General features: G+C 41.5%; 23 protein-coding genes. 10 read left to right on the plus strand and 13 right to left on the minus strand.

The features are described 5' to 3' along the window. Window positions 1-139: 139 nt before the first annotated feature. The 3 genes from Q4557_RS01545 to Q4557_RS01555 form a co-directional block, all read right to left on the minus strand. Entirely contained in the window at window positions 140-709 is a 570-nt protein-coding gene (locus Q4557_RS01545; RefSeq protein WP_241903522.1) for a TIGR04211 family SH3 domain-containing protein, read from the minus strand. 266 nt (window positions 710-975) lie between these two features. Then, window positions 976-2,244: an inorganic phosphate transporter gene (locus Q4557_RS01550; protein ID WP_303410286.1), complete on the minus strand. Its 1,269-nt coding sequence runs from the start codon at window positions 2,242-2,244 to the stop codon at window positions 976-978. 25 nt (window positions 2,245-2,269) lie between these two features. Continuing rightward, complete coding sequence (locus Q4557_RS01555) at window positions 2,270-2,953, minus strand: TIGR00153 family protein (RefSeq protein WP_102438563.1); 684 nt, start codon at window positions 2,951-2,953, stop codon at window positions 2,270-2,272. Window positions 2,954-3,177: 224 nt separating this feature from the next. Between Q4557_RS01555 and Q4557_RS01560 the strand changes: the two genes are divergently transcribed. Next, a complete protein-coding gene (locus Q4557_RS01560; RefSeq protein ID WP_102438561.1) occupies window positions 3,178-4,659 on the plus strand; it encodes an inorganic triphosphatase in 1,482 nt (493 codons plus the stop codon). 83 nt (window positions 4,660-4,742) lie between these two features. On the opposite strand, the gene Q4557_RS01565 is transcribed toward Q4557_RS01560, so the two are convergent. From Q4557_RS01565 to Q4557_RS01600, 8 genes are all read right to left on the minus strand, one after another. Further along, window positions 4,743-5,564: an ion transporter gene (locus Q4557_RS01565; protein ID WP_102438590.1), complete on the minus strand. Its 822-nt coding sequence runs from the start codon at window positions 5,562-5,564 to the stop codon at window positions 4,743-4,745. A gap of 128 nt (window positions 5,565-5,692) precedes the next feature. Then, window positions 5,693-6,016, minus strand: a complete 324-nt coding sequence (locus Q4557_RS01570) for a hypothetical protein (RefSeq protein ID WP_102438559.1) — start codon at window positions 6,014-6,016, stop codon at window positions 5,693-5,695. Window positions 6,017-6,047: 31 nt separating this feature from the next. Further along, window positions 6,048-6,704 carry a hypothetical protein gene (locus Q4557_RS01575; protein WP_102438557.1) on the minus strand — a complete coding sequence of 219 codons (657 nt, stop codon included), beginning with the start codon at window positions 6,702-6,704 and terminating at the stop codon, window positions 6,048-6,050. Between the two features lie 6 nt (window positions 6,705-6,710). Further along, window positions 6,711-7,400, minus strand: coding sequence for a PspA/IM30 family protein (locus Q4557_RS01580; protein ID WP_076539734.1), 690 nt, complete (start codon window positions 7,398-7,400; stop codon window positions 6,711-6,713). Window positions 7,401-7,411: 11 nt separating this feature from the next. After that, complete coding sequence (locus Q4557_RS01585; protein WP_076539733.1) at window positions 7,412-7,825, minus strand: YjfI family protein; 414 nt, start codon at window positions 7,823-7,825, stop codon at window positions 7,412-7,414. An 81-nt stretch (window positions 7,826-7,906) separates the two neighbouring features. Next, complete coding sequence (locus tag Q4557_RS01590; protein WP_303410288.1) at window positions 7,907-9,682, minus strand: polyamine aminopropyltransferase; 1,776 nt, start codon at window positions 9,680-9,682, stop codon at window positions 7,907-7,909. 4 nt (window positions 9,683-9,686) lie between these two features. Further along, window positions 9,687-10,586, minus strand: coding sequence for a DUF350 domain-containing protein (locus Q4557_RS01595; RefSeq protein ID WP_102438553.1), 900 nt, complete (start codon window positions 10,584-10,586; stop codon window positions 9,687-9,689). A 9-nt stretch (window positions 10,587-10,595) separates the two neighbouring features. After that, window positions 10,596-11,567: a hypothetical protein gene (locus Q4557_RS01600; RefSeq protein ID WP_102438551.1), complete on the minus strand. Its 972-nt coding sequence runs from the start codon at window positions 11,565-11,567 to the stop codon at window positions 10,596-10,598. A gap of 249 nt (window positions 11,568-11,816) precedes the next feature. Here Q4557_RS01600 and glnE point away from each other — a divergent pair, with 249 nt between their 5' ends. Beyond that, window positions 11,817-14,672, plus strand: a complete 2,856-nt coding sequence (gene glnE, locus Q4557_RS01605) for a bifunctional [glutamate--ammonia ligase]-adenylyl-L-tyrosine phosphorylase/[glutamate--ammonia-ligase] adenylyltransferase (protein WP_303410290.1) — start codon at window positions 11,817-11,819, stop codon at window positions 14,670-14,672. A gap of 289 nt (window positions 14,673-14,961) precedes the next feature. Beyond that, complete coding sequence (locus tag Q4557_RS01610) at window positions 14,962-15,240, plus strand: DUF3081 family protein (RefSeq protein WP_102438547.1); 279 nt, start codon at window positions 14,962-14,964, stop codon at window positions 15,238-15,240. 187 nt (window positions 15,241-15,427) lie between these two features. On the opposite strand, the gene Q4557_RS01615 is transcribed toward Q4557_RS01610, so the two are convergent. Then, complete coding sequence (locus Q4557_RS01615; protein WP_303410291.1) at window positions 15,428-16,048, minus strand: response regulator transcription factor; 621 nt, start codon at window positions 16,046-16,048, stop codon at window positions 15,428-15,430. A 232-nt stretch (window positions 16,049-16,280) separates the two neighbouring features. Here Q4557_RS01615 and Q4557_RS01620 point away from each other — a divergent pair, with 232 nt between their 5' ends. The 6 genes from Q4557_RS01620 to aroG all read left to right on the plus strand — a co-directional run bounded on the left by Q4557_RS01620 (window position 16,281) and on the right by aroG (window position 22,764). Then, on the plus strand, window positions 16,281-17,621 hold the full coding sequence (locus Q4557_RS01620; RefSeq protein WP_303410292.1) for a polymer-forming cytoskeletal protein: 1,341 nt from the start codon (window positions 16,281-16,283) through the stop codon (window positions 17,619-17,621). Between the two features lie 362 nt (window positions 17,622-17,983). After that, window positions 17,984-18,322 carry a P-II family nitrogen regulator gene (locus Q4557_RS01625; protein WP_076539720.1) on the plus strand — a complete coding sequence of 113 codons (339 nt, stop codon included), beginning with the start codon at window positions 17,984-17,986 and terminating at the stop codon, window positions 18,320-18,322. A 10-nt stretch (window positions 18,323-18,332) separates the two neighbouring features. Then, window positions 18,333-19,583, plus strand: coding sequence for an ammonium transporter (locus tag Q4557_RS01630; RefSeq protein ID WP_102438541.1), 1,251 nt, complete (start codon window positions 18,333-18,335; stop codon window positions 19,581-19,583). A gap of 119 nt (window positions 19,584-19,702) precedes the next feature. Then, window positions 19,703-20,023, plus strand: a complete 321-nt coding sequence (locus Q4557_RS01635) for a hypothetical protein (RefSeq protein ID WP_241900972.1) — start codon at window positions 19,703-19,705, stop codon at window positions 20,021-20,023. 110 nt (window positions 20,024-20,133) lie between these two features. After that, entirely contained in the window at window positions 20,134-21,372 is a 1,239-nt protein-coding gene (locus Q4557_RS01640; RefSeq protein WP_303410295.1) for a lipopolysaccharide assembly protein LapB, read from the plus strand. A 339-nt stretch (window positions 21,373-21,711) separates the two neighbouring features. Continuing rightward, entirely contained in the window at window positions 21,712-22,764 is a 1,053-nt protein-coding gene (gene aroG, locus Q4557_RS01645) for a 3-deoxy-7-phosphoheptulonate synthase AroG (protein WP_102438539.1), read from the plus strand. Window positions 22,765-22,806: 42 nt separating this feature from the next. On the opposite strand, the gene Q4557_RS01650 is transcribed toward aroG, so the two are convergent. After that, complete coding sequence (locus tag Q4557_RS01650) at window positions 22,807-22,980, minus strand: hypothetical protein (RefSeq protein WP_102438537.1); 174 nt, start codon at window positions 22,978-22,980, stop codon at window positions 22,807-22,809. Window positions 22,981-23,349: 369 nt separating this feature from the next. On the opposite strand from Q4557_RS01650, the gene Q4557_RS01655 reads away from it, so the two are divergent. Then, window positions 23,350-25,137, plus strand: a complete 1,788-nt coding sequence (locus tag Q4557_RS01655) for an ABC transporter ATP-binding protein/permease (RefSeq protein ID WP_102475321.1) — start codon at window positions 23,350-23,352, stop codon at window positions 25,135-25,137. The last annotated feature ends 106 nt before the right edge of the window (window positions 25,138-25,243 follow it).

A 25,243-nucleotide genomic window follows, 5' to 3' on the forward strand; every position in this document is an offset into this window, starting at 1 on the left:
TGCAGGCAAAATAACGACTTTTTTGAGGGGGTAAATGTTGTGCTTTTGTTGCCAGCGTAAGCTCAAAAAGCAGAAACAAAAAAGCCAATGCAATGGCATTGGCTTTTCAGGTAAGATAAGTCGCGTAATTGAGCTAGGACTACATCCAGCGGCTGTTCTTCTTACGTTGTGGTCTTGGTAGATAGACTAGGAAAATACCGATTAAGGCGCCTAATCCAGCAATTAATGCGCCTTGTTGCCACATTCTTGATTGAGCATTATCTTGAATCGCATTCAATTCTTTAATCGCATGGTCGCGCTGTTGAGATGCGCTAGCAAGCTCTGATTCTAGAGATAAAATCTGTTGGTTAGCTGCTGTTAGCTGTTGGGTTACAGACTCAGAGCTTTGATCTAGCTGCGCTAAAGTTTGCTTGGCTTTAGCGAGTTCTGCTTCAACAATTGGCAAACGGTTTCTAAGGCCGGTGCCTTTTTTAACTAACTCAGAAATCACCCAACCTTCACGGTTTTTATGATCACGAATTTTACTGTAATCGTTTTGGCTTTCGTTTAATAAGGTAACTGATTGGCCTGCTTCGATGGTGCCTAAAATACGGTATTGAGTCCCTGGACCACTATGCATGTAAATATCGACATCATCGGTAATGAAATGCGTCGCTTGTTGCGCCATTAAGCCATTTGAGAGCAGTAGTAATACTACCATTGTGAACATTCTTAACACGTTATTTTTCCATACCATTAGAACTACCCGTCATGCTATTTATTTAGCGACTTGATTGCAAGGAAGAACGCAAAAGTCTTATTCAAATAAGCGATATTACTGATTAATCTAATGGGATTATGCGTAAAACGTTATGCTTTGGCTAAATGAAGCGAATAATTAGCCCGCTGATTAACGAAAGTTTGCTATTTGAAACAAAAAAGCCGGACATTAATATGACCGGCTTTTGCGTGGTTAGCTTAATAACTGACGAGTTATTAGCTAAATACCCCTTTGATGGTGAAGAAGAACAGGATAGATAATGCCGCACCCGCAGGTAAGGTAACAACCCAAGAAACAACGATGTTACGTACTACACCGATATTAATTGCGGCAATACCACGAGCCATACCCACACCTAATACCGCACCAACTAGTGTTTGAGTTGTCGAGATAGGTAAACCGGTACCTGATGCAATAACAACTGTTGATGCTGCAGCAAGTTCAGCAGCAAAACCACGGCTTGGGGTTAAGTGAGTGATGTTTTTACCAATGGTTTGCATTACACGCTTACCAAAGATAGCTAGACCCATCACAATACCAACCGCACCTAATGGTAAAATCCACCAAGCTAAAGCCGCTTTAGAGCCAATTTCACCGCCGCTGTTAACAACTGAAACTACAGCTGCTAATGGGCCAATGGCGTTAGCAACGTCATTTGAACCGTGAGCAAATGCCATACAACAAGCGGTAACTACCATTAAGATAGCAAATACTTTTTCTACATTTGCATATTCAGTTTGGCGATTAACGTCGGTGCTCATGTTTAAGCGGCCGATCATAATCTTACCAAAGATACCAATAACAACGGCAACAATAGCGGCTAAGCCATAGGCTTCAGCAGTTGAAAAGTGCAATCCAACATGCTTCAAACCTTTAGTAATAGTCACAAGTGACATCACAAAGCCTGCAAAAGCCATGTAGAAAGGTACATAACGCTTAGCGTTGGCTAACGGATCATCAGTGTTAAAAATGAGTTTTTGAACACTTTGGAAGATCATAAAGGCGATGAAACCGGATATCGCAGGAGTCACAACCCAAGAGCCGACAATGCCAACAACCTTGCCCCATTCAACAGAATCTACGCTAACACCTACTGCAGCAAAGCCAACAATAGCGCCAATAATAGAGTGAGTCGTAGATACAGGCCAACCTAGCGCTGAGGCTAGGATCAGCCAAATACCTGCAGCAAGTAGAGAACCTATCATGCCGTAAACCAGTAATTCAGGTGAATCGACGAAATAACTCGCGTCAATAATCCCTTTACGAATTGTGCTGGTCACTTCGCCACCCGCAAGGTATGCACCTGCGAATTCGAAGATCATTGCAATGATAATAGCTTGTTTAATAGTGATAGCATTAGAACCCACAGAGGTTCCCATAGCATTAGCGACATCGTTTGCGCCAATACCCCATGCCATCAAAAATCCAAATACAGCCGCAATACCAATAAGCATTGGGCCATTGGTGACTAATACATCAACCATGTTGTTTCCTTGATAACCTTTTTAGTTATGAACTGCGAGCTAACATTAGCTCTAGGCGAGAGCCTACACGCTCGGCTAAATCTGCCAAGCCTCCAACCCATTCGATAATCTTGTACATAAACATGACATCGATAGGATTCAAATCTGCTTCCAAGCTTAGTAGTAAGCGACGTACTTGGATTTGCAAATCATCTGAATCAGCTTCAATACGATCTAATTCATTGATCATTTTGGCGACTAATTCGACTTCACGTCCTCTAAAACCTGTTTCGAGAAGGTCATCGAGTTCGTTAATTGCTTGCTTAGCAAGAGAGACAGCATCTAAACAACGTTTGAGGTAAGCTTTAAACGGTGCTTGCACTTGTTGAGGGAAAACTAATTGGCGACCAATAATACGGCCGGAGATGTCTTTTGCCTTGTTAGCGATTTTGTCTTGTTGAGTTAATAACTCAAGCAAGTCAGTACGCTCTACTGGCATAAACAACCCACTAGGAAGGGTAAGGCGGATCTCACGCTTTAGCGTATCTGCCTCATTTTCAAGTAAGCTTATTTGCTTACGGACTTTGACCGCTTCATCCCAGTCACCTGAGGTCGTTGCGTCAAAGAATGGTACAAGTAGTACTGCACATTCATGAACTTTGTCGATATGCTGTTCTAAGGGCTTAAGGGGTGATTTTGCAAACACTCCTAAAATAGAGTTTACTGGCATTGCGGTTAACCTATTTAATGATTCCAATTTTGGAAAAGCGGGCGCATGTTACCTTAAGCGTCCACATAATGAAACTGTGTTTTTAATTTAATCTACAGTTGATATTAGTCAGTATATAGAACTGAGTAACGCTATCCTAAGGGATTTTTATTACACTAATGTGACATTATGAACTAATTATGACGCATTAATGAAGATTTAATGACAAGGTGAAAAAGAAGTCAATGGACTCTGAGATAGAACTTAAGCTGTTTATACAGCCACAATACCATGATTTATTGGTAAAATTACTGAATGAATTGGACGGCGCTACCCCTCAAGAAACTTGTCAGTTATCAAACAAATACTTTGATACACCTCAATTACAATTAAGACAACATTTGATGGGGCTTAGGGTACGCCAAACTGAAAAGTATACCGAGCAAACCATTAAAACTGCGGGCAAAGTTATTGGCGGTATTCACTCTCGGCCCGAATATAATGTGGCTATTGAGCAAGATTTCCCCGAACTGGCATTATTTCCTGACACCATTTGGCCGCAAGAAATGCTGGTTAGTGAGCTGCAAGCTGAAATCAGCTGTATTTTTGAAACTAATTTTTGCCGTCAATCATGGCATGTTTATATTGGCGATAGTTTAGTTGAGATTGCATTTGATACCGGTAATGTCCTGGCTAACGGCAAAGCCGATCCCATTTGTGAAGTGGAGTTTGAACTGTTAGCTGGTGACACGTCAGCGCTATTGCAGTTGGCTATTGACGTTGCTCGTCATGTTCCGGTGAGATTAGGTAAAGCGAGTAAAGCCCAGCGCGGCTATTTACTTTCAGGTCACTCACAAGCGCAATCATTAAAGAGCATCGATTATATTCGCTTACCCAGCGATAAAAGTTTATCAAAAACCTTGGAAGTATTATTAGAGTCGGGCATCGAACGCTGGCAGATCATTGAATCAATCTTGCTTGATAGTGATGAAATTTCTCAGCAAGCACAATTATGGATGCAACTGCGGGCTTGTATTCGATTGTTGCGACTGACTCTAAGCCAATTTGGATTATTGAATTCACAAGTGCTCAGTTACTTCGACACGTTAGAGCAACAACTACAATTTATTGAGCCGCTGCAAAGCCTCAGTTTAATTATTGATGAGCGTCAAAACTTATTCGGTAAATCCATTAATAAAGCGCCGCTAAAGGCATTAGCTAAAGCCAGTGCGGCTAAGCTTGTTGCTGATAATAATCTCGAGGCTTTTTGGCTTAAACCTGAATACGGTCAATTACAGCTTGAATTAGTGGATTTATTATTAAAAACTGCCAATGGTTCCCACCGCTTAGTGGATTATCCTGAATTGGGTGTGTTTGCTAATCGTTTACAACAAGATTCATGGCAGCGGATTGTAGATGTAATGCCAATGAGCGCGGCAATGGATAGCCTTGATTATCAAAAAGTGGCCCATTGCTTAGATGAAAGTATCTTGGTGGGGTTTGCTTATGGTGAATTGTATCAAGCAGAAGACCGCGAAGCATTCAGAGCGCCTTGGCAAGATTTAGCCTTAGGTATTCAAACCTTAGGTTGTTATCAATTGTTGGCTAAACTGACTGCAGAGACCGACGTGGATATTGGCCGTTGGCTTGAAGATAAAGAGGCTAGTTTGCTGTTTGCCATGGAGCATTCTCGTAAAAGTGCCTTAAAAAACCAGCCATACTGGTAAGCTAAACATTTAAACATAAGGCCTATCAGTTGATAGGCCTTATTTTTTTATAGATGAAATACTCCGAATGTGGTGAGTGCTGGTTAATTCTTGTCTATAAGCTGCTGTTTTAAAATGGCTATTTCATCAAGCATTTGACGCTGGTTTTTTTCCATTTGTTGCTGGTTTTGCTCCATACGCTCCAATGCTTGCTCTAATGCAGATTTGATATCCTGTTTATTAGTTTCTTCACGCTCTTCACGTTCATTGCTGTCTGGCGCGACAAAAACCGATGCCATGTAACCAGAAATCACCCCAAAAAAACTCACGCCACTAATAATTACAATCGCGCCAATGATATGGCCAATTGTGCTAACTGGATAAAAATCACCATAACCCACGGTTGATATGGTCACTAATGCCCACCAAATGGCTTGCTCGGCAGTTTGAATGTTGGCGCCTTCAACCCCAGTTTCAACTAATAAAATTAGCACGGAAGCTGCGCCCAAAATAAACACCATTGCCACTAATAACCCGGCTAAGGTGGTTTGTTTGCTTTGTCTTAATAGCGGAATGATTAGTGTGCGTGTGGCACGAATTAATCTGATCACCCGTAATATTTGGAAAACACGGGCGATACGCAGTGCTTCAATTGCAGGGATGCTGGCAACAAAATCAATCCAGTGATGTTTTAAATAAAACTTCTTACTTGGGGCTTTAAAAAGTTCATAAAAAAAGCGCGACATAAACAAGAGGCAGATACTGGTATCAATAAACAATAATACCCGTCTGGTTTCAGGATCTATTTTGCTGAAAGTCAGCATAATCACAATAAAGACTGAAAAAAGCGATAACACCATCATCGCCAGTTCGAAAGGGCTGGGACCATTTAAGGTTTTTAATGACCAGCGTTTTTTATCTATCATCGATACAAATCCGTTTTGCAAAAGCAATGCAGTGATGCTACCAATCATGGGGTATGGCGTAAACCTTAATTGCAGCCATAAAAAAACACGCCTTAAACAAGGCGTGTTTTTTAAAATCCAAACATCAGCTATTCGTCTACAAATTGCACTAAATCATCTAAAACGCGCTTTTTAATTTCAAGTTGTGCATCTGAATTTAACCCGTATCGCTGGGCTAGTAAGACGTAATCATCTTGGCTTAACGATACGGTTAATCTGGGCCTTTTTGGGCGCTTAGTGACGCTTAAACCAAGTATTGAGCGAATTTGATCTGAAGGGCTGACCCCTGCATCAAGGGCGGCTTTTCGGATCTGGTACTGAAACTTTTCATCTAAATCAAACGCGACTTGGGTTGCCTTGGCCGCTTGCTGATTTTTTATCCAGGTTTCTGGTAACGATTTACCTTTACTCATGGTTGGTTTAACTCCCTAAAACCGCTTTAACTTAGCTTGCCGGCCAAAACTCGCGAATATCCGTTAATGGGCGATATAGCGTCAACATGACTTCAGTATCGCCACCTTCATAAACTTCGACATCCACAGCGTGGCTTTCATCGCTATCAACTAATGAGTAGCTTTCAAAGCCATCGCCTCGTTGTTGATTGCTATCATCTTGAGGTGGCTTTTGACCACGGTAATCTTGACGATGGAAATAACCAAAAGTGGCAAATTCAACTTGATGATAAGCATCACTTAACCAGCGTGCGTATTCACTGTCTAATTCATTTGAAAGCGGTAGTGTTTTGAGCTCAGCATTACCGGGCTCTTCAAATAACTGTGAGAATTCATCGAGATCAAAAATTTGCTCAACGATAGAGCGATTTACTTTGACAGAGAAACTTAAGTAAGCTTCATCTTCTTCAATGTAAGACATGAAAATAGCGGTGCCACTGTGACCGCGAAGTAACCACTCACATTGTTGTGAACGTTCATATTCATAAGTATGAATCGCTTCAACTTTAAGTTGCTGCCCACGTAGTTGCTCAGGTAAGGCAAAACTATCATCAAGGGAGATCATATCTCCCTTGAGTAGCTTGTTCACATGGTCAAGCTGACGTTTAGGGGCTTCTTTCTTGCCAAATAGGCCACGCAGAAATCCCATAGTCAATTAACCTTTTTTCGCTTTAAGACGCTCTAAAACAGCATTAGCACTAGACTTTTGCTCACCAATTCCTGCTTCTGCTAGCTTAGCGTGTAAAGACTTGTCGCTATTCTCTTCAGCTAAGGTTTCTGATGCTTGTAGGCGATCATCAAACTGTTGCTGGCGAGCTTTAATACGCTCTAGTGAATCTTTTGCATTCATTAACTTTGAGTTACTTGATGCAAATGAATCAGTAATAGTCGCGGTGGCTTTTTGTACGCTTTCAGTGGTTTTAACCATGCTTAGCTGACGTTGATAATCAGTTAATTGACGCTCGGTTTTCTTCACTAATTCTTTTAAGCGTAAAGCATGTGCAGAATAGCTGCTGTTCGCTGTTTCGTGTTCTGCTAGCTCTTGATCTAACTGAGCGATTTTTTCAGCAACTTCAATTGCTAACGCTTCGTTATCTTTTTCAAGTGCTTGAGTTGCATAACCTTCGTGCTCAGTGATGCTGCGTTTCAGGCGATCGATTTCACGGCTTGCTTGCATTTCTTTCGCCATAACGTCAGTTAACTCACGTTTTGCTTTAGTTAAATGCTTTTCTGCGTCACGAATTTCTTGTTCAAAAATACGAGTAGAGTTTGCATCAACAATAGTTTGGCCGACTTCATTTGCGCCGCCACGAAATGCCGTTAAAATTTTATTTAAAATGCCCATGATATGGCTCCTTACTTCAAAAATTCGACAAGTTCGTCGATGACTTCTAAACAGTTATCAGACAATACTGATAATTCCTGCTCGATCTCTTCCATGCTTGAGGTGACTGATAACGCCCCGTAAACCACATATTTATCATCAATTTTTGCAAAAGATGACAAAGGCATTGGAATGTTTAGTTCAAGCATAGTTTCAAACATTTGGGTACGAGTTTCAGTTTTTACTTCGCTCTCATCCCATAAATAACTGATACATAAGATTTGATTGTCAGTTACCGATACAAATACCGGTAATTCTTCACGGCCAGCAACGTTGACTTGTAATACTTCAACATCACCATCAATTGGAAAACAATCAAACTTCAAACCGGTATGGCTAAGGTCGCCAAGTTCTGTCAAATGGTTAGCAATCTTATGGATATTCATATTCGTCCTTATTGACATATTATGTCTTAGGTTTCAAAGATAGCACTTAGACATATTATGTCAAGACTATTTTTGAGTTGGTTAAAAAAGATTCATCCCTTGGTTGTCAGACCAAGATGCTAAGTGGTAATGGTATAGCTGTAATGAGCCAATTCTATTCACTTTGATAGTGTCAGCATCATTATAAAATGTGCCAGGAAACTCAAATGCGCCATGTATAAGCCCAGGAGTCAGCCATTGCTCATTAATGGGCAACGTCTCGTTATGGGCTAGACGTTGCTTGGCATTTTGTCCTGATAAGGTGGCGATAGACCAGCCCCATTCACCAAAGCTTGGCACGTTATGATGGTATTGCTCGACCGAAAACCCTGCCGATTCAATGGTTTTTCCTACAGAAATAAAGGCATTTTGGGCATGATAAGGCGAAGTCGATTGTACCGTCATTGCCCCATCAGCGCTCAATAGCTCGACCAGTTTTCGATAAAATAAATCAGAATAAAGCTTATTTAAATCAGGGTGACTCGGATCTGGCAAATCCACAATAATGGCATCAAATTTTTGATTGTCAGCAATCAGTTTATCAATGCCATTAAAGGCGTCATCATAAATAAGCTTAACGCGAGGATCATTTAGTGCATCGCCATTAAGGGCTAACATGGCATTGCTAACACGCTCTGGCATGTTCTCATGGGGCTCTCTAAACAAGTCGACGAGCTGTTCATCTAAATCCATTAAGGTGACCGATTTTGGATCCCATTCGAAAACTTGCTTAAGCCCTAAGCCATCTCCGCCGCCAATAATTAGCACATTATCCTGCCTTGCACTGGCTGCAAGTGTCGGGTGAACTAAAAAGCTGTGGTAGATGTGCTCATCAATACTGGAGAACTGTAATCGACCATTAATGTATAGCGAATACACTGGTGCTTGACCTTTGCCTCGCAGCCGCTCGGTAAAGGTTAACTGCTGAAAACGGGTAGCTTCTGAATACACCACTTTGTCTTTATATAGCAGGTTATTGAAATTTTGCTCCCAACTGGGGCCGTGCAGTGCCAGTAGCACTAATACTCCTGTGGCGATAAAATGTCCTGCGAGGATCAGTTTAGCCCAGCGGATTTGCTGCCAAAAGCGCCAAATAAACACAAAGCCTGCTAACAAGTTAACACTGGCGGTGAGCGCTGCTGCGAGCTGAATATCTAACGACAGCATGAACAGTACCCAAATAGCCGCGCCAGCACCCGCACCGACATAATCAGCGCCATAAATGGTGCCGGCATTGTGCAGCAAGTGCTCTTCAGATAAGGATTGACGTACGCGGGCAATCAGCGGGATCTCCATGCCGATCATCAAACCTAGAATAACCCCCCAGATATAGGGTAAATATTCACTAAGATTTTGTAATACGCCAATAAAACCGCCGTCAGGTAAATGATCTGGTGGCAGGCCTAAGGTGTTGGCAATAATTAACGGTAATTGCTGGCCAAATCCAATCACGGCGGCGGTAATTAAAATCGCTAATGATCCACAAAATGCCACAATAAGTTCAAGCATCGCAAAGCCGGTGAAGGCACAGCGAATTTTACGAGCGGCAAAGGCGCCAATGCCCATAGACACAATCATAATGCCTATCATGGTGTAAATAGCAGCTTCTAAGGCGCCGAGAATGCGGCCTGCATAGTGGGAAAGTAGGTATTCGTAAATAAGACCACAGCCTGCCAGTAAGGCCATAATGCCCAACAATAGGGCATCATCAAACCAAGCAAGGCTGCGTTTATTCGCTGGAGGCAAGGTGCCTGTTTGAGAAGGGCTATTTTGCTTGTCGCAGCCCTCCTGGCTCTGTTCAAGCAAAGTATTATTCATCTATTTATGCCATTAACGCCGCTAAAATGAGTGCAACAGCAACACTAATTGCTAGTTCAACTGCAGCCACACCGACGTTGTGTTGTTTCTCAACTTCGTCAGTTAGGTTGATTTGAGCTAAAACTAGCTTTTTAACCACAGCAAGTAATAGCGACAACACTACCAGCATGATTATCGAGAAGGTTAACCAGCCGACGATATTCATTAAGTAAGCAGTTGGATCATAGATAATAAAGTGACTGGCCGCTTTAAAGGTAAATGCCATGGCAATCATGTAACCACTGTGACGAATCGCAACGGCTATTTGGCCTTGCTCTAGTGCTTTTTGCATCGAGGCATCTTGATTACGTTTAGCGTATTGGTGCTCACGAAAGCGAGTTAATAACACTAACATTAATTGCGAGATTAAGAAGGCGGTAAAGATAGCAATGAAAGTATCTAAGGTAATATCTTCTGCCCACATTAATACCGATCGAATGATAATTGCTGTGGCAACAGCAGCGGCGGCATCAACGATGGCAACCGACATATTACCATTGATAATTTGGCTGTTTTTATCGATTTCATTTAAGGCAATTTTGTCGTGTAGTACTCGACCAAACTTGATTAAAAGTAAGCCAAATAAGCCGTAAGCTGTCATGCCAATGGCTTCAACAATATACGAATCAGCAGCTTCACCTGTAATCGCCCCTGAAAGTACAATCCCTAATGCCAGAACGGCACCCGCAGTACTAACCCCAAAAGCAAAGTTATCACGCTCTGCGAGTTCAGCGCGGCTGTTTACTCTCACGCTCCAGCCTTGTAAGTAGCGCATTAGCGCCAGTAAGATCACCGCGATGGTCAGATCAATCGCTAAAATTATCGCTAAATCTAGGGTGAGTCCGAAGTCATTTAAAAATGTCATGGTTAGTCCTTATTTGCCTCGGCGTACACCGCGTGTGGTGCGGCTAGTTGAATTACGGAAACTGCTGTCTTTGGAATAATTTGAACGGAACTTACTTGTGCTACGTGCTGTTTTGGTTCCGGCAGTACTGGCTTTAGGTGTTGCAGTACTTTGTCTTGATAAGCTGGTTGAGCCTGTACGTGATTTCGCATACGGGCTATTAAATTGCTTACCTTGAGAATTAAAGGTTTTCTTGGTGTTCTCAAATGTACGATTTTGCGCGCTCGCCTGTTTAGGAGACGTATAACGGTAGCGACCGACATCATTGTAGTAGCTGTAACCACGATTGTTTGACCAGCGGTCATAGCGTACAGGATTCATGATGTTAGAGAACATCGAATACATGCCATACCAGGCCCAAAATGACATGCCGCTTGAATTAGTTTGCCAGCTACCATAAGCGGGGTTACCCACTAGCTGGCTTCCTGCACCAAAATCTTCGCTACCGTTGGCCATTGCTTCGGCTTCACGGCTGATGGCGTTAACCCTTGCCAGCTGTCCACCTGATAAATCAGCCACCACATTAACGGGATCGGAAAGCATGTCATTAAACAAACTTGAATCAGCTGCTTGATAAATATTTTGCGCTTCTTCGAGCTGCTGATCTAAATCAACGAAGTTGGCAGAATCGGCCAGTTCACTGGTTCTGCGTTTTAGTGATTGGTACATAGGGCCACTTGAGGTCGCATCACGCGCCAGTTCATCAAGTAGCGGCACCAGATCAGGCTTACTGTTTTTAAGTAAGCTGGTATATTGTGTCAGTAAGGTGGCATTACGAAGCTCACCTGCGTTTAGCATTGAATCGAGTTGAGTCAATCGCTGCTGTGACAGCTGCTGATATTGCGTAATTTTTTCAGGTCTGTCATCACCACAACCTGATAATGTTATGCACAAGATCAGCGCTGAAAATACTGCAAGGACACGAGGAAGCATGCCAGCCATGTGTTCTCCAAATAGTATAAAATACATATATAAATATAGTATCAAGTCGCATAATTATATGCTTAAAACTGACTAAATATTTACATGGTTCGGTATTACTGTTGTAAAGGATATAGTAGTCTTAATCGAAGGTACAATATCGACTAGCTATTTATGCGATCGTTGATTTTATTGTATAACACACCTTGACATAATATGTCGAATTGAAATGTGTAAGTCTTAGTAATTTGCCAAAGGGATCGGATAAACATGCACAACCAAAGTAACAACGTCTTGTCTGCAGAGCTTAATGAAATTGCAGCACGTTACTGGTTAAGGCTTTGTGAAACATGGCCTGAAATCACTGAAAAACTAACCCAGTCCCAACAAGCTGAATTAAAGTTAGTGTTAGGTTTGAGTGATTATATTGCCGAGCAATTGTGCCGTAATCCCCAGTGGATTGAATTGCTATTCGATGGTCAGTTAACTCAGCTCGATAGACAGTCTTTTACTGGTGAATTACACACTAATATAGCCTCATCAAGCTCAGAAGAGCAGGTTAAAAAACAGCTACGTCAATTTCGAAACTTCCAAATGGTACGTATCGCTTGGCGAGACTTTTTAAATTATTGCGATGTTGAAGAATCACTACTGGATTTATCTAGCTTAGCCGAAGTGCTGGTAATTGGTGCTCGCGATTGGCTCTACACCGATATGTGTCAGCAAATCGGCACCCCAACAGATGAAGAGGGCAATCCACAGCCGTTACTTATTCTCGGTATGGGTAAGCTTGGTGGTCGAGAACTGAACTTTTCCTCTGATATCGATTTGATTTTTACCTTTCCTGAACATGGTGAAACCATCGGTGGTCGCCGCGCTCAAGCTAACCAGCAATTTTTTATCAAAATGGGTCAACGACTGATCAGTTTATTAGATCAAATCACCGTTGATGGCTTTGTGTTTCGGGTCGATATGCGCCTGCGTCCATACGGTGAAAGTGGCCCGTTAGTGGTCAGTTTCAGTGGTCTTGAAGATTACTATCAAGAGCAAGGTCGTGATTGGGAACGTTACGCCATGGTTAAGGCGCGAGTACTCGGGCCTTGGACGCAATATAGTGATGACTTACATGACTTATTAAGGCCTTTTATTTATCGTCGCTATATCGATTTTTCAGCCATTGATTCGCTACGGAAAATGAAACGACTTATTGCACAAGAAGTTAGACGCAGACAGCTCACAGACAACATAAAGCTGGGAGCTGGCGGGATCCGCGAAGTTGAATTCGTGGTGCAAAGTTTTCAGCTGATACGTGGCGGACGAGAACCTTCACTGCGACAGCAAAGTTTGTTTGGCGCAATTGATACCTTATATAACTTAGGTCAGTTAGAGTACTTGGCCGTTGATGAGCTAAAACACAGCTACATTTTACTGCGCCGAGTTGAAAACCTACTTCAAGCCCTTGATGATAAGCAAAGCCAAACATTGCCCGACAATGCCACTGATTGGCAGCGACTATGCTATGCCATGGGCGAGAGCGATGAGCACAGCTTGCGGGAAAAAATTGCCAATGCCATGGGCAACATTCATCGCCACTTTAAAGATACTGTCGGTGGCGAAGATGAACAGGACTCAAGCGAGCATTGGACTTGCCAGTTATGGCAAATTCATGATCAGGAAAATGCCTTAGCGTTACTTGAAGAGCATGATGTTGAAGATGATAGTTTATGGCCAAGCTTAGATGACTGGCGCAGCAATGTATTAAAACGCTCAATAGGCCCCAGGGGACGTGAAACTCTTGAAAAATTAATGCCTAAATTGTTGGATGAATTATTAGAGCAACCAGTCCCGAGCGTGGCATTAAAAGCGGTATCAGGGGTGTTAGATAAAATTTTAACCCGTACCACTTATCTTGAATTATTGTGTGAGAACCCCGGCGCCCGTCAGCAGCTCATTAGCCTTTGTTGTGCTAGCCCCTGGATTGCCGAAGAGTTAGCGAATTTTCCGATGTTACTGGATGAACTCATCGATCCGGCTCAGCTTTACGATACCACCCCGCTGGATGACTACCCAAGTGAGTTAAGGCAGTACCTATTGCGCGTTCCAGAAGATGACATGGAACAACAGATGGAAGCGTTGCGCCAGTTTAAGCTGTCACAACAGTTAAAAATTGCCGCCGCTGATATTACTGGCGTGCTACCTGTGATGGAGGTGAGCGATCACTTAAGCTACCTTGCAGAAGCCATCATTGAGCAAGTGGTATTACAAGCCTGGCATCAAATTTCCTCAAGGCACGGCATACCTGCAGGTACAAGCTCTGAGAAAATGGGCTTTGCTATTATTGGTTATGGAAAATTAGGTGGCATTGAGCTGGGATATGGCTCTGACTTAGATCTGGTTTTTTTACATAACCATCAAGGCGCAGGCGCTACAGATGGTAAAAGACCGATTGATAATGGCCATTTTTATTTAAAACTTGCGCAGCGCATTGTGCATTTATTTGCTACCCGAACCACCTCAGGTGAGCTCTATGAAGTGGATATGCGCTTAAGACCTTCTGGCGCTTCAGGCTTATTGGTTAGCGAGATTGAACAGTATCGCGAATACCAGCGAGATGAGGCCTGGACATGGGAGCATCAAGCTTTGGTGCGCTCACGTTTTGTTTATGGCGATCATCGCTTAGCGGCACGTTTTAGTGAAATTCGCACAGAGGTGCTATCGCATCAGCGCCAGCTTCCTGAACTTGCGAAACAAGTTCGCGATATGCGCATTAAAATGCGCCAGCATTTATTGAAAGCATCAAACGGTAAGTTCGATTTAAAACAGAGTGCGGGTGGCATTGCCGATATTGAGTTTATGGCCCAGTATTTAGTGTTAGCCTACGCTAACAAAAATAAAGAGTTGTCCATATGGTCTGATAATGTGCGCATTTTTCAGCTATTAGCCGAGCTTGAGATTTTACCTGTGATGACTGCTCAATACCTGACTCAAACCTACTGTTGGCTACGGGATGAAAGTCATCGCCTGACTCTTCAGCGCGCTAAAGGCGAAATCGATGCAGATAAAGCCAATAACAAGGTCAGCGAAATTATTAATATTTATCAGCACATTTTAGGTGAAGAGCTATAACGTCTTGTCTAAAACCGTAGATTTTTGGTTTTGTTAGGATAACGGTGCGGGAAAATAGTGACCTGCACCGTTTTATATAAATTAAAAGCGGTGCAGCGCGGCATTCACACACTGATTCAATTTGATACACCATCTTCATATAAAATTTGTCTTTCTCAGGACTAACTCACAGTCTTGTTACTGCATTATTTTACACTGATTGTTTTGAGCCACCTTAAGCGCGCATTCGTATTGATTGCTTTGTCTATTAGGTGTTTAGTGAACAGGTTTTCTTTGTAAGGATGTAGTGATGAAAAATGCCATTGATATATATGAAGCGCTAAAAGTATTTAATAAGATAACCGACATGGGGCAAAAGCTGGCCGCTGCAGATGGCGACAACTCTAGCTATGAACTATGTGGCTTAAATGCGCAAACAGGCTTTGATGGCTACACAATTATTCTTAGTGACGGCCGAACCTCTTTAACGATTTATTTCCATAATAAATATCAATTTGATTACCCAGATAATGCTGCGTTTGATAATTTTATGGCGCGTTTTGCTGAGGTGATGAAGTACTCAGTATAAACAGCACTATGTCATCAAAAAAATTTTGCGCTTTAGTTGCGCTTTAGTTGCGCTTTGCTGCACGCTAAAGCTTACCTAAGTGCAATTAATGTTATTTTCTGTAGTTAATTCTCAAAGCTGTTAACTCGCACCATTTAACAGCTAGCGTTACAAATTAGCAGTGAGCTAATTATATACATTTAAATTTTTAAACTTGTGCAAAGGCGTAAGAAAGCTGCCCACGGCTGGATATTTTGGTTTTTTTGAACATATTCTGAATATGCATTTTTACTGTATTAATCGATATGCCTAAATTGGCAGCGATTTCATCATTGGTTAAGCCTTGGCATATCAGGGTTAATACCTGCTGCTCTTTCTTGGTCGTTAATGACAGTAATTCATTCTGGCGTTGGGTATTGGGTTGTCGTTTCTTTGATTGAATATAACGTGACATGGCATCGTGGCTGAAATAAAGCTTATTAGCATTAATGCTTTTAAGGGCTTCAATAATGTCAACTTCAGTTGCGGCCAATGGGAGTGCGCCATGGAATCCATTAGAGATAAGTAAAGTTTCACACTCAGTATCTAGTTGAGGGCAAAAGACTAAATGCTTACCTGTTGTAAGAATATCAGCTGAAATTAAATAGGCGTGTTTATGAGGGGCTTCTAAATAGTGAATAAGAAATTTTGGCCTTTTATCGGCAGCTTTACAGGCAAAGTTTAGTGAGTCATAGAAGGCGGTTTCAATATTGAGTAATCCTGAGATTTTAGATACTTGCAGGGCCTGTGGTTCTGGAAGTTGTTTAAAAATCACATCTGAAAAAATCATTTCGGCTACATCCCTGTTATTTGGGCTACTATTGAAAATCCGTTCAATAGCAAATTTATATATTAAAGACAGGCTCTTTTACTAATAGCCGATACATTAAACTATTAAGTTTTACTTTTAAAGCGAAAAGCTCGGAATTGACCTGCAACTTGTGTAAAAGAAATGTTATTTGTTGTTTTAATAAAGTTGGTTTAGTATATGTCAAAATTAATAATAAAGGAAACTGATTGGTATGAATAACAAAGGAAATGGGGTTACTTTTATTGGCCCTGATACTTCATTGGATGGAGATATGACTGTACAGGGACCTGCTTTGGTTGCCGGTAAAGTTAAAGGTGTTATTCGTTCAACAGACCAAGTTAAAATTGAAGTTGGTGGCGAAATTGACGGTGAGCTTTTTTGTCAAGAATTAAGAGTTTGTGGTGAATTTAAAGGTAAATTACATTGCAACAGTTTAGTGATTGTAAGCTCTGGTGTAGTTGAAGGTGATGTATCTAGCCATAAAATGGAAATTTATGATGGTGGTCAATTTTTAGGTGCCAGAACCAAGGGCCCGGAAGAAGGCGTATTACCCCAAGCAACTGTTGAAGATAAGCCAGAAGCACAAGTCACAGAAGCCTATGCTTTCCCAAAGACTGAAGCGCCTGTTGCAGAGGCGCCGATAGCTCAAGCTGCAAATAAGGGACATTTTAACAATCTTAAGCCAGAGCCTGTAGTAAAAACTACCGTAGCGGTTCAGGTGAAAACAGATGTTAATAAAGCCGAACCTAAGAAAGTCGATGTTAAGGCTGAACCTGCACCTGCCACAACTCAGATTAAACCACAGACTCTTGCAGAAATTAATTCACAGACCAGTGGTAGTAGCGCTGCAACTGCAAATTCTCGAGTAGAGCCTCAAGTAAATACAGATGCTCATAATAACCCGAAGCCAGTTGCAGAACCTAAGCCTAAGTCAAAACTTGAGATTAAGCCGCAACCGAATCCTCAAGCTCAACTTGCTGCAGCAGAAGCGGCGAGAAAGGCTCAAGAGAAATCATCAGGTTCAGGTGCTAAGCTATTTGTCGCGGCTATCGCTGTTGCTGCAATTGCTGGCGCGGTTTATAAAAAAGATGAATTGATTCAATTGATTGAATCAAAGTCTGTTACAGCTTCAGTGGTGAAACCGGCAACGACGGTTATTGATATTGAACCACAGCAAATACAGCCAGCAGAAAACCAAATTGAACTTGCTAAGGCAGATGAAGTACTTGAGCCTTCAGTTAGTGTTGCGCTTACCACTGATATTGACGAGTCTGAAATTGTGACTACTGCAAATGATGCGCCTGACTCGGCAATTGAAATGCAAGCAACTGCATCAGCTGAAACAGAAGCAGAACTTGAAGTGACAGAAACTGCTTTAGCTGATGAAACTGAAGACTTGCTTGTCAGTGTGAATGAGGCTGTTGTAGCAGTTGAAGATGAAGTGGTCAGTCAGCCTCAAGTTGATAGCTTAATGGCAGATCTACTCGCTGAAGAGACGACTGATGAGGTTGCAAGTTCAGCAGAAGCAACTGACACGGTTGGCAGCTTATAAATTTTTAAAAGCTAATCTGCAAATAAAAAGGCCTTCATTAGAAGGTCTTTTTATTTATGCTTTCTTTAATGTGTTTATTTTTATATCAGTAACATCCCCCCCTTCCGCACAGCTTTTCTTTGTTCATTTTGACACTTTTTTAACTGCGTAATTCTTATTATCAAGTATTCAAATAGTTATAAACGCTTCGCTCTAATGTTGTGCGCGCCAAATTAAAGTTGCACCTTATTAGTGCATGAAAAGACTTTTTTATTTAACTTATATTTTAAAATGCTATACGAATCATGGTTTTACATGATTGGCCTGATGATTGAATTGTATTTGCAAACAAATTTATAACAATCACACTTTTGGAGGTCGAGATGAAACTCGTCAGCGCTATCATCAAGCCATTTAAATTGGATGATGTCCGTGAAGCTATTGCAAGCATGGGCATTGAAGGAATGACTGTTACCGAAGTAAAAGGTTTCGGTCGTCAAAAAGGTCACACTGAGCTATATCGTGGCGCAGAATACCAAGTCGACTTTCTTCCTAAAGTGAAGTTGGAAATTGCTACTAAAGCAGAAAACTTAGATATGTTAATTGAAGCCATTACTACAGCGGCTCATACCGGCAAGATTGGCGATGGCAAAATTTTTGTTACTGATCTTGAGCAAGCTATCCGTATCCGTACGGGTGAGCTAGATAACGAAGCACTATAAGGGGAATGTAATGGAAGAGTTAGCAACGTTAGGCACAACCGTCACCGAATTACGTTTCGCATTAGATACGTTTTATTTTCTAATATCAGGTGCGTTTGTCATGTGGATGGCAGCAGGTTTTGCAATGCTTGAGGCGGGCTTAGTTCGTTCAAAAAATACCACAGAAATTTTAACTAAAAATGTATGTTTATATTCAATCGCCTGTGTGATGTTCCTGTTAGTGGGTTACAACATCATGTATGTCGATAACACTGAAGGTGGCTGGTTACCATCATTTGGTTCATTAATTGGCTCACAAGCCGCTGATGCAGATCATGCGCTGGAGTCTGACTTCTTCTTCCAAGTTGTATTTGTTGCAACGGCAATGTCAATTGTGTCTGGTGCAGTTGCAGAGCGAATGAAGCTTTGGTCTTTCTTAATCTTTGCAGTGGTATTAACCGCGGTTATCTACCCAATTGAAGGTTACTGGACTTGGGGCGGTGGCTTCCTTTCTGCTGCTGGTTTCGTTGACTTCGCTGGTAGTGGTATTGTACATATGGCCGGTGCAGCAGCAGCTATCTCAGGAGTACTATTACTGGGTGCTCGTAAAGGTAAGTATGGCCCAAATGGTGAAGTTCATCCTATCCCAGGTTCAAACTTACCAATGGCGACATTAGGTATGTTTATCTTATGGATGGGTTGGTTTGGCTTTAACGGTGGTTCACAATTATTAGTCTCAGACGCAGAAAATGCTTCAGCAGTGGCTAAGATTTTTGTAAACACTAACTCAGCAGCCGCTTTCGGTGCAGTTTCAGCATTATTAGTTTGTAAAGTTGTCTGGGGTAAGGCTGACCTAACCATGATTTTAAATGGTGCATTAGCGGGCTTAGTGGCTATTACAGCAGACCCATTATCACCTTCACTATTAATGTCAGGTGTCATTGGTATCGTCGCTGGTGGTGTGGTTATCTTCTCAATTGTTGCCTTTGACCGCATTAAAATTGATGACCCAGTAGGTGCAATCTCTGTACATGGTGTTGCCGGTTTCCTAGGTCTAATGCTAGTACCATTATCAAATGCTGATGCAAACTTTGGTGCTCAGTTATATGGCGCAGCAGTTATCTTTGCTTGGGTATTCTCAGCTTCATTCGTAGTATGGTTTATCCTTAAAGCGACAGTGGGTATCCGTGTTACTGAAGAAGAAGAGTACAACGGTATGGATGCATCTGACTGTGGTGTTGATGCTTACCCAGAGTTTGTTTCAATCAAATCAGCTGGATAATAGATTGCTTTAAACACTGAGCATGTTAAAACTAAAAGCAGAACCTTAGGGTTCTGCTTTTTTGTGACTCTTAAAAAGTGAACAAGTGTGACGAGTGAATAAGTGCAATGAGGTTTAACATGGTTAATTACTTTCAAGTATTGATGATTGCTTTACTTATCAGTATCAGCTTTTTCGCCACTGCGGGAAAAGTGGTTGTGAGAAAGACATCTGAACCATTTGACGCTTTTGCAATACGAAATCAAGTTCAGCAGGACTATCAATGGCAGCAAATGCTCAAAATGCAGCAGCAAATTAATATTTTACAAGCTCTGCCGAATGGCTGTTTGGTATTCGCTGCGCCATACCGTTATTTTAATTGCGCCGGTAATTCCTACCGACCATACACCTATCAAAACCAAGAGGTGTTTATTCAAATTGACCCGCCAGTTGCCAAGTAATAATGAAATTCAAATATTCGCCACTGGCTTAAGCTTTTTACATTCATCTTTTGTAACTTTTTCAAAATCGCAATTCTGCCACTAACTTCTATGCTTAATGATAGGCTTTTATGTGGGGTAGAATTATGTTGCATCATGATGACGTTTCTTCGAAAAATTCATTAATAATTCAATCTTTTGGTTTTTCACGCCTTAATCTCTGTTTTTATTTACTAATATTGATTTTTATTTCAGGCTGCTCCAGCACGTCGAGTATCAATAAAGCCAAGGTTAATGTCAGTGGCTTATTTAACGATAGTTATTTTAATGAGGTAGATATTCCCGCTACAGCAGAGATTTACAATTTACCTGATGAGATAGTTACTGAAATACAGCGTGATTTTGCTCGCTCAGGTGGCGTTAACGGCCTTAAAATACCGGTAAACCTTTGGCTTGCTGAATACATCAATGCTCAAGAGGGGGGCTTTGAATATCGAGATCACTACACCCGAATGGCCAGCGTGACAGCCCTTGAGCGGGCGGGTAACTGCATGTCGCTGGTGGTACTGACAACTGCTATCGCACAGGTACTTGATGTCCCTGTAAAGTTTCAAGATATTGATGTAGAACCCATATGGGATAGAAGGGGAGGTTTTTACCTCGTAAATGGTCACGTAAATATGAAACTACTGCACCGTGACGCTCCCAATAGTATTAGTCTTCACGGTTCGGACATATTAGTGGATTTTTTGCCTGAGCGCTCAATACGCTCATACCGTGTTAAGCAAATTAATAAACAAACCTTATCTGGAATGTACTTTAATAATGTTGCAGCAGAAGCATTAGTACGCGGTGACTACGACTTAGCGTATGCATTGGTAAAACGGGCTATTGAGTTAGACCCGTATTACGTCAATAGTATTAACACTCTGGCGGTGATTTATCGTCATAAAGGATTAGATGAACGGGCAGAAAAAGCCTATCGCTATGTGCTTCAGTTAGAACCTAAAAATATCACTACCCTGTATAATCTTGCATTAATATTAGGTGAGCAAGAGCGACTAGAAGAGTGGAAACAGGTTCATAAAATTCTTGAATTAGCCCGCATTAATAACCCATTCTATTACTTTGATATGGCCCAAGAGGCGTATTTTGAAAAGCAATATCAAGAAGCCTTAGTGTGGTACAAACGTGCGGTTGAACGGGCGGATTACCGCCATGAGTTTTATTTTGGTTTGTCCCGTGCCTACTGGGCAACAGGCGATCAAAGACGTGCCAAGAAAACCATGCAAAAGGCGCTAGATCTTAGCCATGATGAGACCAATCAAGATCGTTATAAAGGTAAGCTGCAAGCTATGATGCGCCATTAATATAATAAGGCCTAGTTACTTTAGCCACTTACAGCGTGTTAGCTGCAAGTGGTTTTTTATTGCTTGATATATTTTGATAGCAATAATCGAAGGAACAGACTCAAGATTAAAGCGAATTGAATTGAAGATAATTTTAGAAATGAATGAATTTATTAGATATTTTATATTTTGAATATGAAAGCTATTTAATAACAGTAATTTAAATTGAATAATTTGATAAAACCGTAGATTGGATGTTTTATTGTATGCTAGTGTTTGAAATATAAAGCTGTCCGTAATGCTTTACTGCTCAACGTTTAACGTTGGCATAAATAACTGTTTGCTGGAGTTGTATAAACTATGTATTACAAAAATGATGACGTTAGAATTGATGAGATAAAAGAATTATTGCCCCCAATTGCTATTTTAGAGCGATTTCCGGCGTCAGAAGCAGCATCAGCAACAGTGTTTAATGCACGAGATAGCATTCATAGAATTTTAAACAAACAAGATGATCGCTTACTTGTTGTTATTGGCCCTTGTTCAATACATGATCCCGTCGCAGCTTTAGATTATGGCAAGCGTTTAATTGCTCTACGTGAGCAATTTAAAGATCAACTAGAAATTGTAATGCGTGTTTACTTCGAAAAGCCTCGTACTACGGTAGGTTGGAAAGGGCTGATCAATGATCCTTACATGGACAATAGCTTTAAGCTTAATGACGGCCTACGAACAGCGCGTAAATTATTGGTCGATTTGAATGAATCTGGCATACCAGCCGCCGGTGAGTTTCTTGATATGATCACGCCGCAATATGTGGCAGATATGATGTGTTGGGGAGCCATCGGTGCCCGTACTACAGAGTCACAAGTGCACCGTGAGCTTGCTTCAGGTTTATCGAGCCCTGTAGGCTTTAAAAATGGTACTGATGGCACCATTAAAGTGGCGATTGACGCGATTGGTGCAGCAAGTGCTCCGCACCACTTTTTGTCAGTCACCAAGTTTGGTCACTCAGCTATTGTATCCACGAAAGGTAATCCAGATTGCCATATTATTCTGCGCGGCGGTAAAGAGCCTAATTATAGCCAACCTCATGTTAGTGCTATTGAAACTCAATTAGAGAACGCCAAATTGCCTGCTAACATTATGATTGATTTTAGCCACGCTAACAGCAGTAAAGACTTTAATAAACAGATGCTAGTGGCTGAAGATGTTGCTGGGCAAATTAGCCAAGGCAATCACAATATTTTTGGGGTGATGGTTGAAAGCAACATTGAAGAAGGCCGCCAAGATCTCGTGGTCGGCAAGGAGTTGTGTTACGGCCAAAGCATAACTGATGCATGTATTGGCTGGAGTGATACTGAAAAGCTATTAGCCACGTTAAATCAAAGCGTATTAAATCGCCGCGGCTAACAGTGCTGCTTGTCTCCAATAATTAAGGCGCTTTTTAGCGCCTTAATTATTGCTATTAGCTAAATATTCATTGGCTTTTGCAAGGCTACCAAAAGCAGAAATAAGATTATTTCTTCCCTTATCCTGAAGCTCAGGGTTACCAGACTCAATCATCATCCACACCCAAGTTTGAATTAATTGCATTGGTGGAGCCTGCGTTTTTGCTGCGTCTAACATATTGCGTCCTTTGAACTGGGAATAAAGGTGAATGATTAATGGAAATCGCTAACAAGTAACGAGTAAAGAGTAGCAAATTCTTTTTCGTTGCAGAACTGTAAACCAAGCTGATTTTGCAATATTTTGTGTTTTTTTGCTAAAAAATAACCTTTGATACTAGCAAATGATAATATCTGTAAGTCTAAAGTGCTATTAGCGTCGATATTAAACGCTATGATGATTTAATTTTGGCTGCTTAAAACAAATTCTTTAGTCTTGCTCAAATCAAGTCACACTAAATTGGCGACTAAGTGTTAACTTAGTGTGGTGGCAAAAGTAAAAGCTAGTTTCGAAATAAACATTCTTAAATTTAATCATTGGTGGTAATGAATGAGACCGTCGGCGTATTTTGATGGACCAGTAGGCAAGCTTAATTGGAAAGTCGTTGGGTTATTAGTGCCCTACTTATTTGAGTTTAAAGGTCGCATCTTTTTGGCGATGTTGTGTTTGGTCATTGCCAAACTTGCTAGTGTTGGTTTGCCATTTATTTTAAAAGACTTAGTCGACAGTTTAGATGGCCAACGCACCGCAGCTATTGTTGCTGTGCCTATTGCATTAGTGCTTGCATATGGCGGGGTGCGCTTTTTAAATGTAGTCATTGGCGAAATTCGTGACACCTTGTTTGGTCGGGTGACTGAAAGAGCCATTCGCCGTTTAGGCTTGAGCGTATTTGAGCATTTGCACCGCCTAGATCTTGATTTTCATTTAGACAGACGAACCGGCGGGTTATCAAGAGATATTGAGCGCGGCACCAGTGGTGTGAGTTTTCTGATGCGCTTTATGGTGTTCAATATTGTGCCGACATTATTAGAAATTGCTTTAGTGGTTGGCATTTTCCTTTATAACTACGGTGTTGGCTTTGCGCTTATTACCTTGGTTGCCGTGGTTGCTTATATTGGTTATTCAATTGTGGCCACTGAGTGGCGCACCGGCTATGTTAGGGATGCTGCAAGGGCTGACTCTTTATCGAATACTCGCGCCATCGACAGCTTATTAAATTATGAAACAGTTAAATACTTTAATAATGAGCAATATGAGTCAAATCGCTATGATTCTGCACTAGAGCAGTGGGAGGTCGCAAAACGTAAAAACCGTCTATCATTATTTGCTTTAAATGCGGGCCAAGCGTTAATCATCGCTGTGGCGATGACGGCGATGATGTGGCTAGCCGCTTCAGAAGTTACCGCAGGTAATATGAGCTTAGGTGATTTTGTATTAATTAATGCTTTTATGATGCAGCTGTTTATCCCGTTAAATTTCTTGGGTTTTGTGTATCGTGAAATACGCGGGGCACTGGCTAATATTGAGCGGATGTTTGATTTATTGGATAAAGTGCCCAGCATTAATGATAAAGCGAATGCCACAGATATCTCGCCAACGATTGGCGCGTTGTCATTTCATGATGTGAACTTTAATTACGATAACAGACCCATTCTTAAAGGGGTGAGCTTCACTGTACCAGCGGGACAAAAAGTCGCAGTGGTGGGTGAAAGCGGCGCCGGAAAATCCACTTTAATAAAACTGTTGTTTCGCTTTTATGATGTAAACTCTGGCGCTATTAGTATCGATGGCACAGATGTTAGAGGCCTATCGCAACAAGCGCTGCGGCAATCTATTGCAATCGTCCCTCAAGATACTGTTTTGTTTAACGATAGCATTTTTCAAAATATCCAATATGGTCGCCCTGATGCGACTGAAGCTGAAGTTAAAAGTGCAGTAGCGCTGGCGAATTTAACTGAGTTTATTGAGTCATTACCACAGCGCTGGGATACTAAAGTCGGCGAGCGCGGTCTTAAACTTTCTGGCGGAGAAAAGCAGCGCGTTTCCATTGCCAGAGCAATATTAAAAGCTGCGCCGATACTAGTCTTTGATGAAGCGACATCATCTTTGGACAGTAAATCAGAGCAAGCAATATTAACGGCGATAAAAGATGCTGCTAAAGGTCATACGAGTTTGGTGGTGGCACATCGATTATCCACCATTATTGATGCCGATAAAATTGTGGTACTTAAAGATGGAATGGTGGCTGAACAAGGGACCCATAACACCTTGTTAGCGCTTAATGGGGTCTATGCCAAACTATGGAAAATTCAAAATGAGCAGGCGCTCTCCCTCTGATAAGTGGCTGTTAGCAGTTTTATCTCTTTGATAGTGGCGTTTTTGTGTATAATTAGTATTAATTGCCTTGAAAGGATTGAGTTCGTATAGGTAAGTAGGAAGTTAG

Source organism: Shewanella sp. 5_MG-2023, assembly GCF_030547465.1.
Classification (GTDB): Bacteria; Pseudomonadota; Gammaproteobacteria; order Enterobacterales; family Shewanellaceae; genus Shewanella.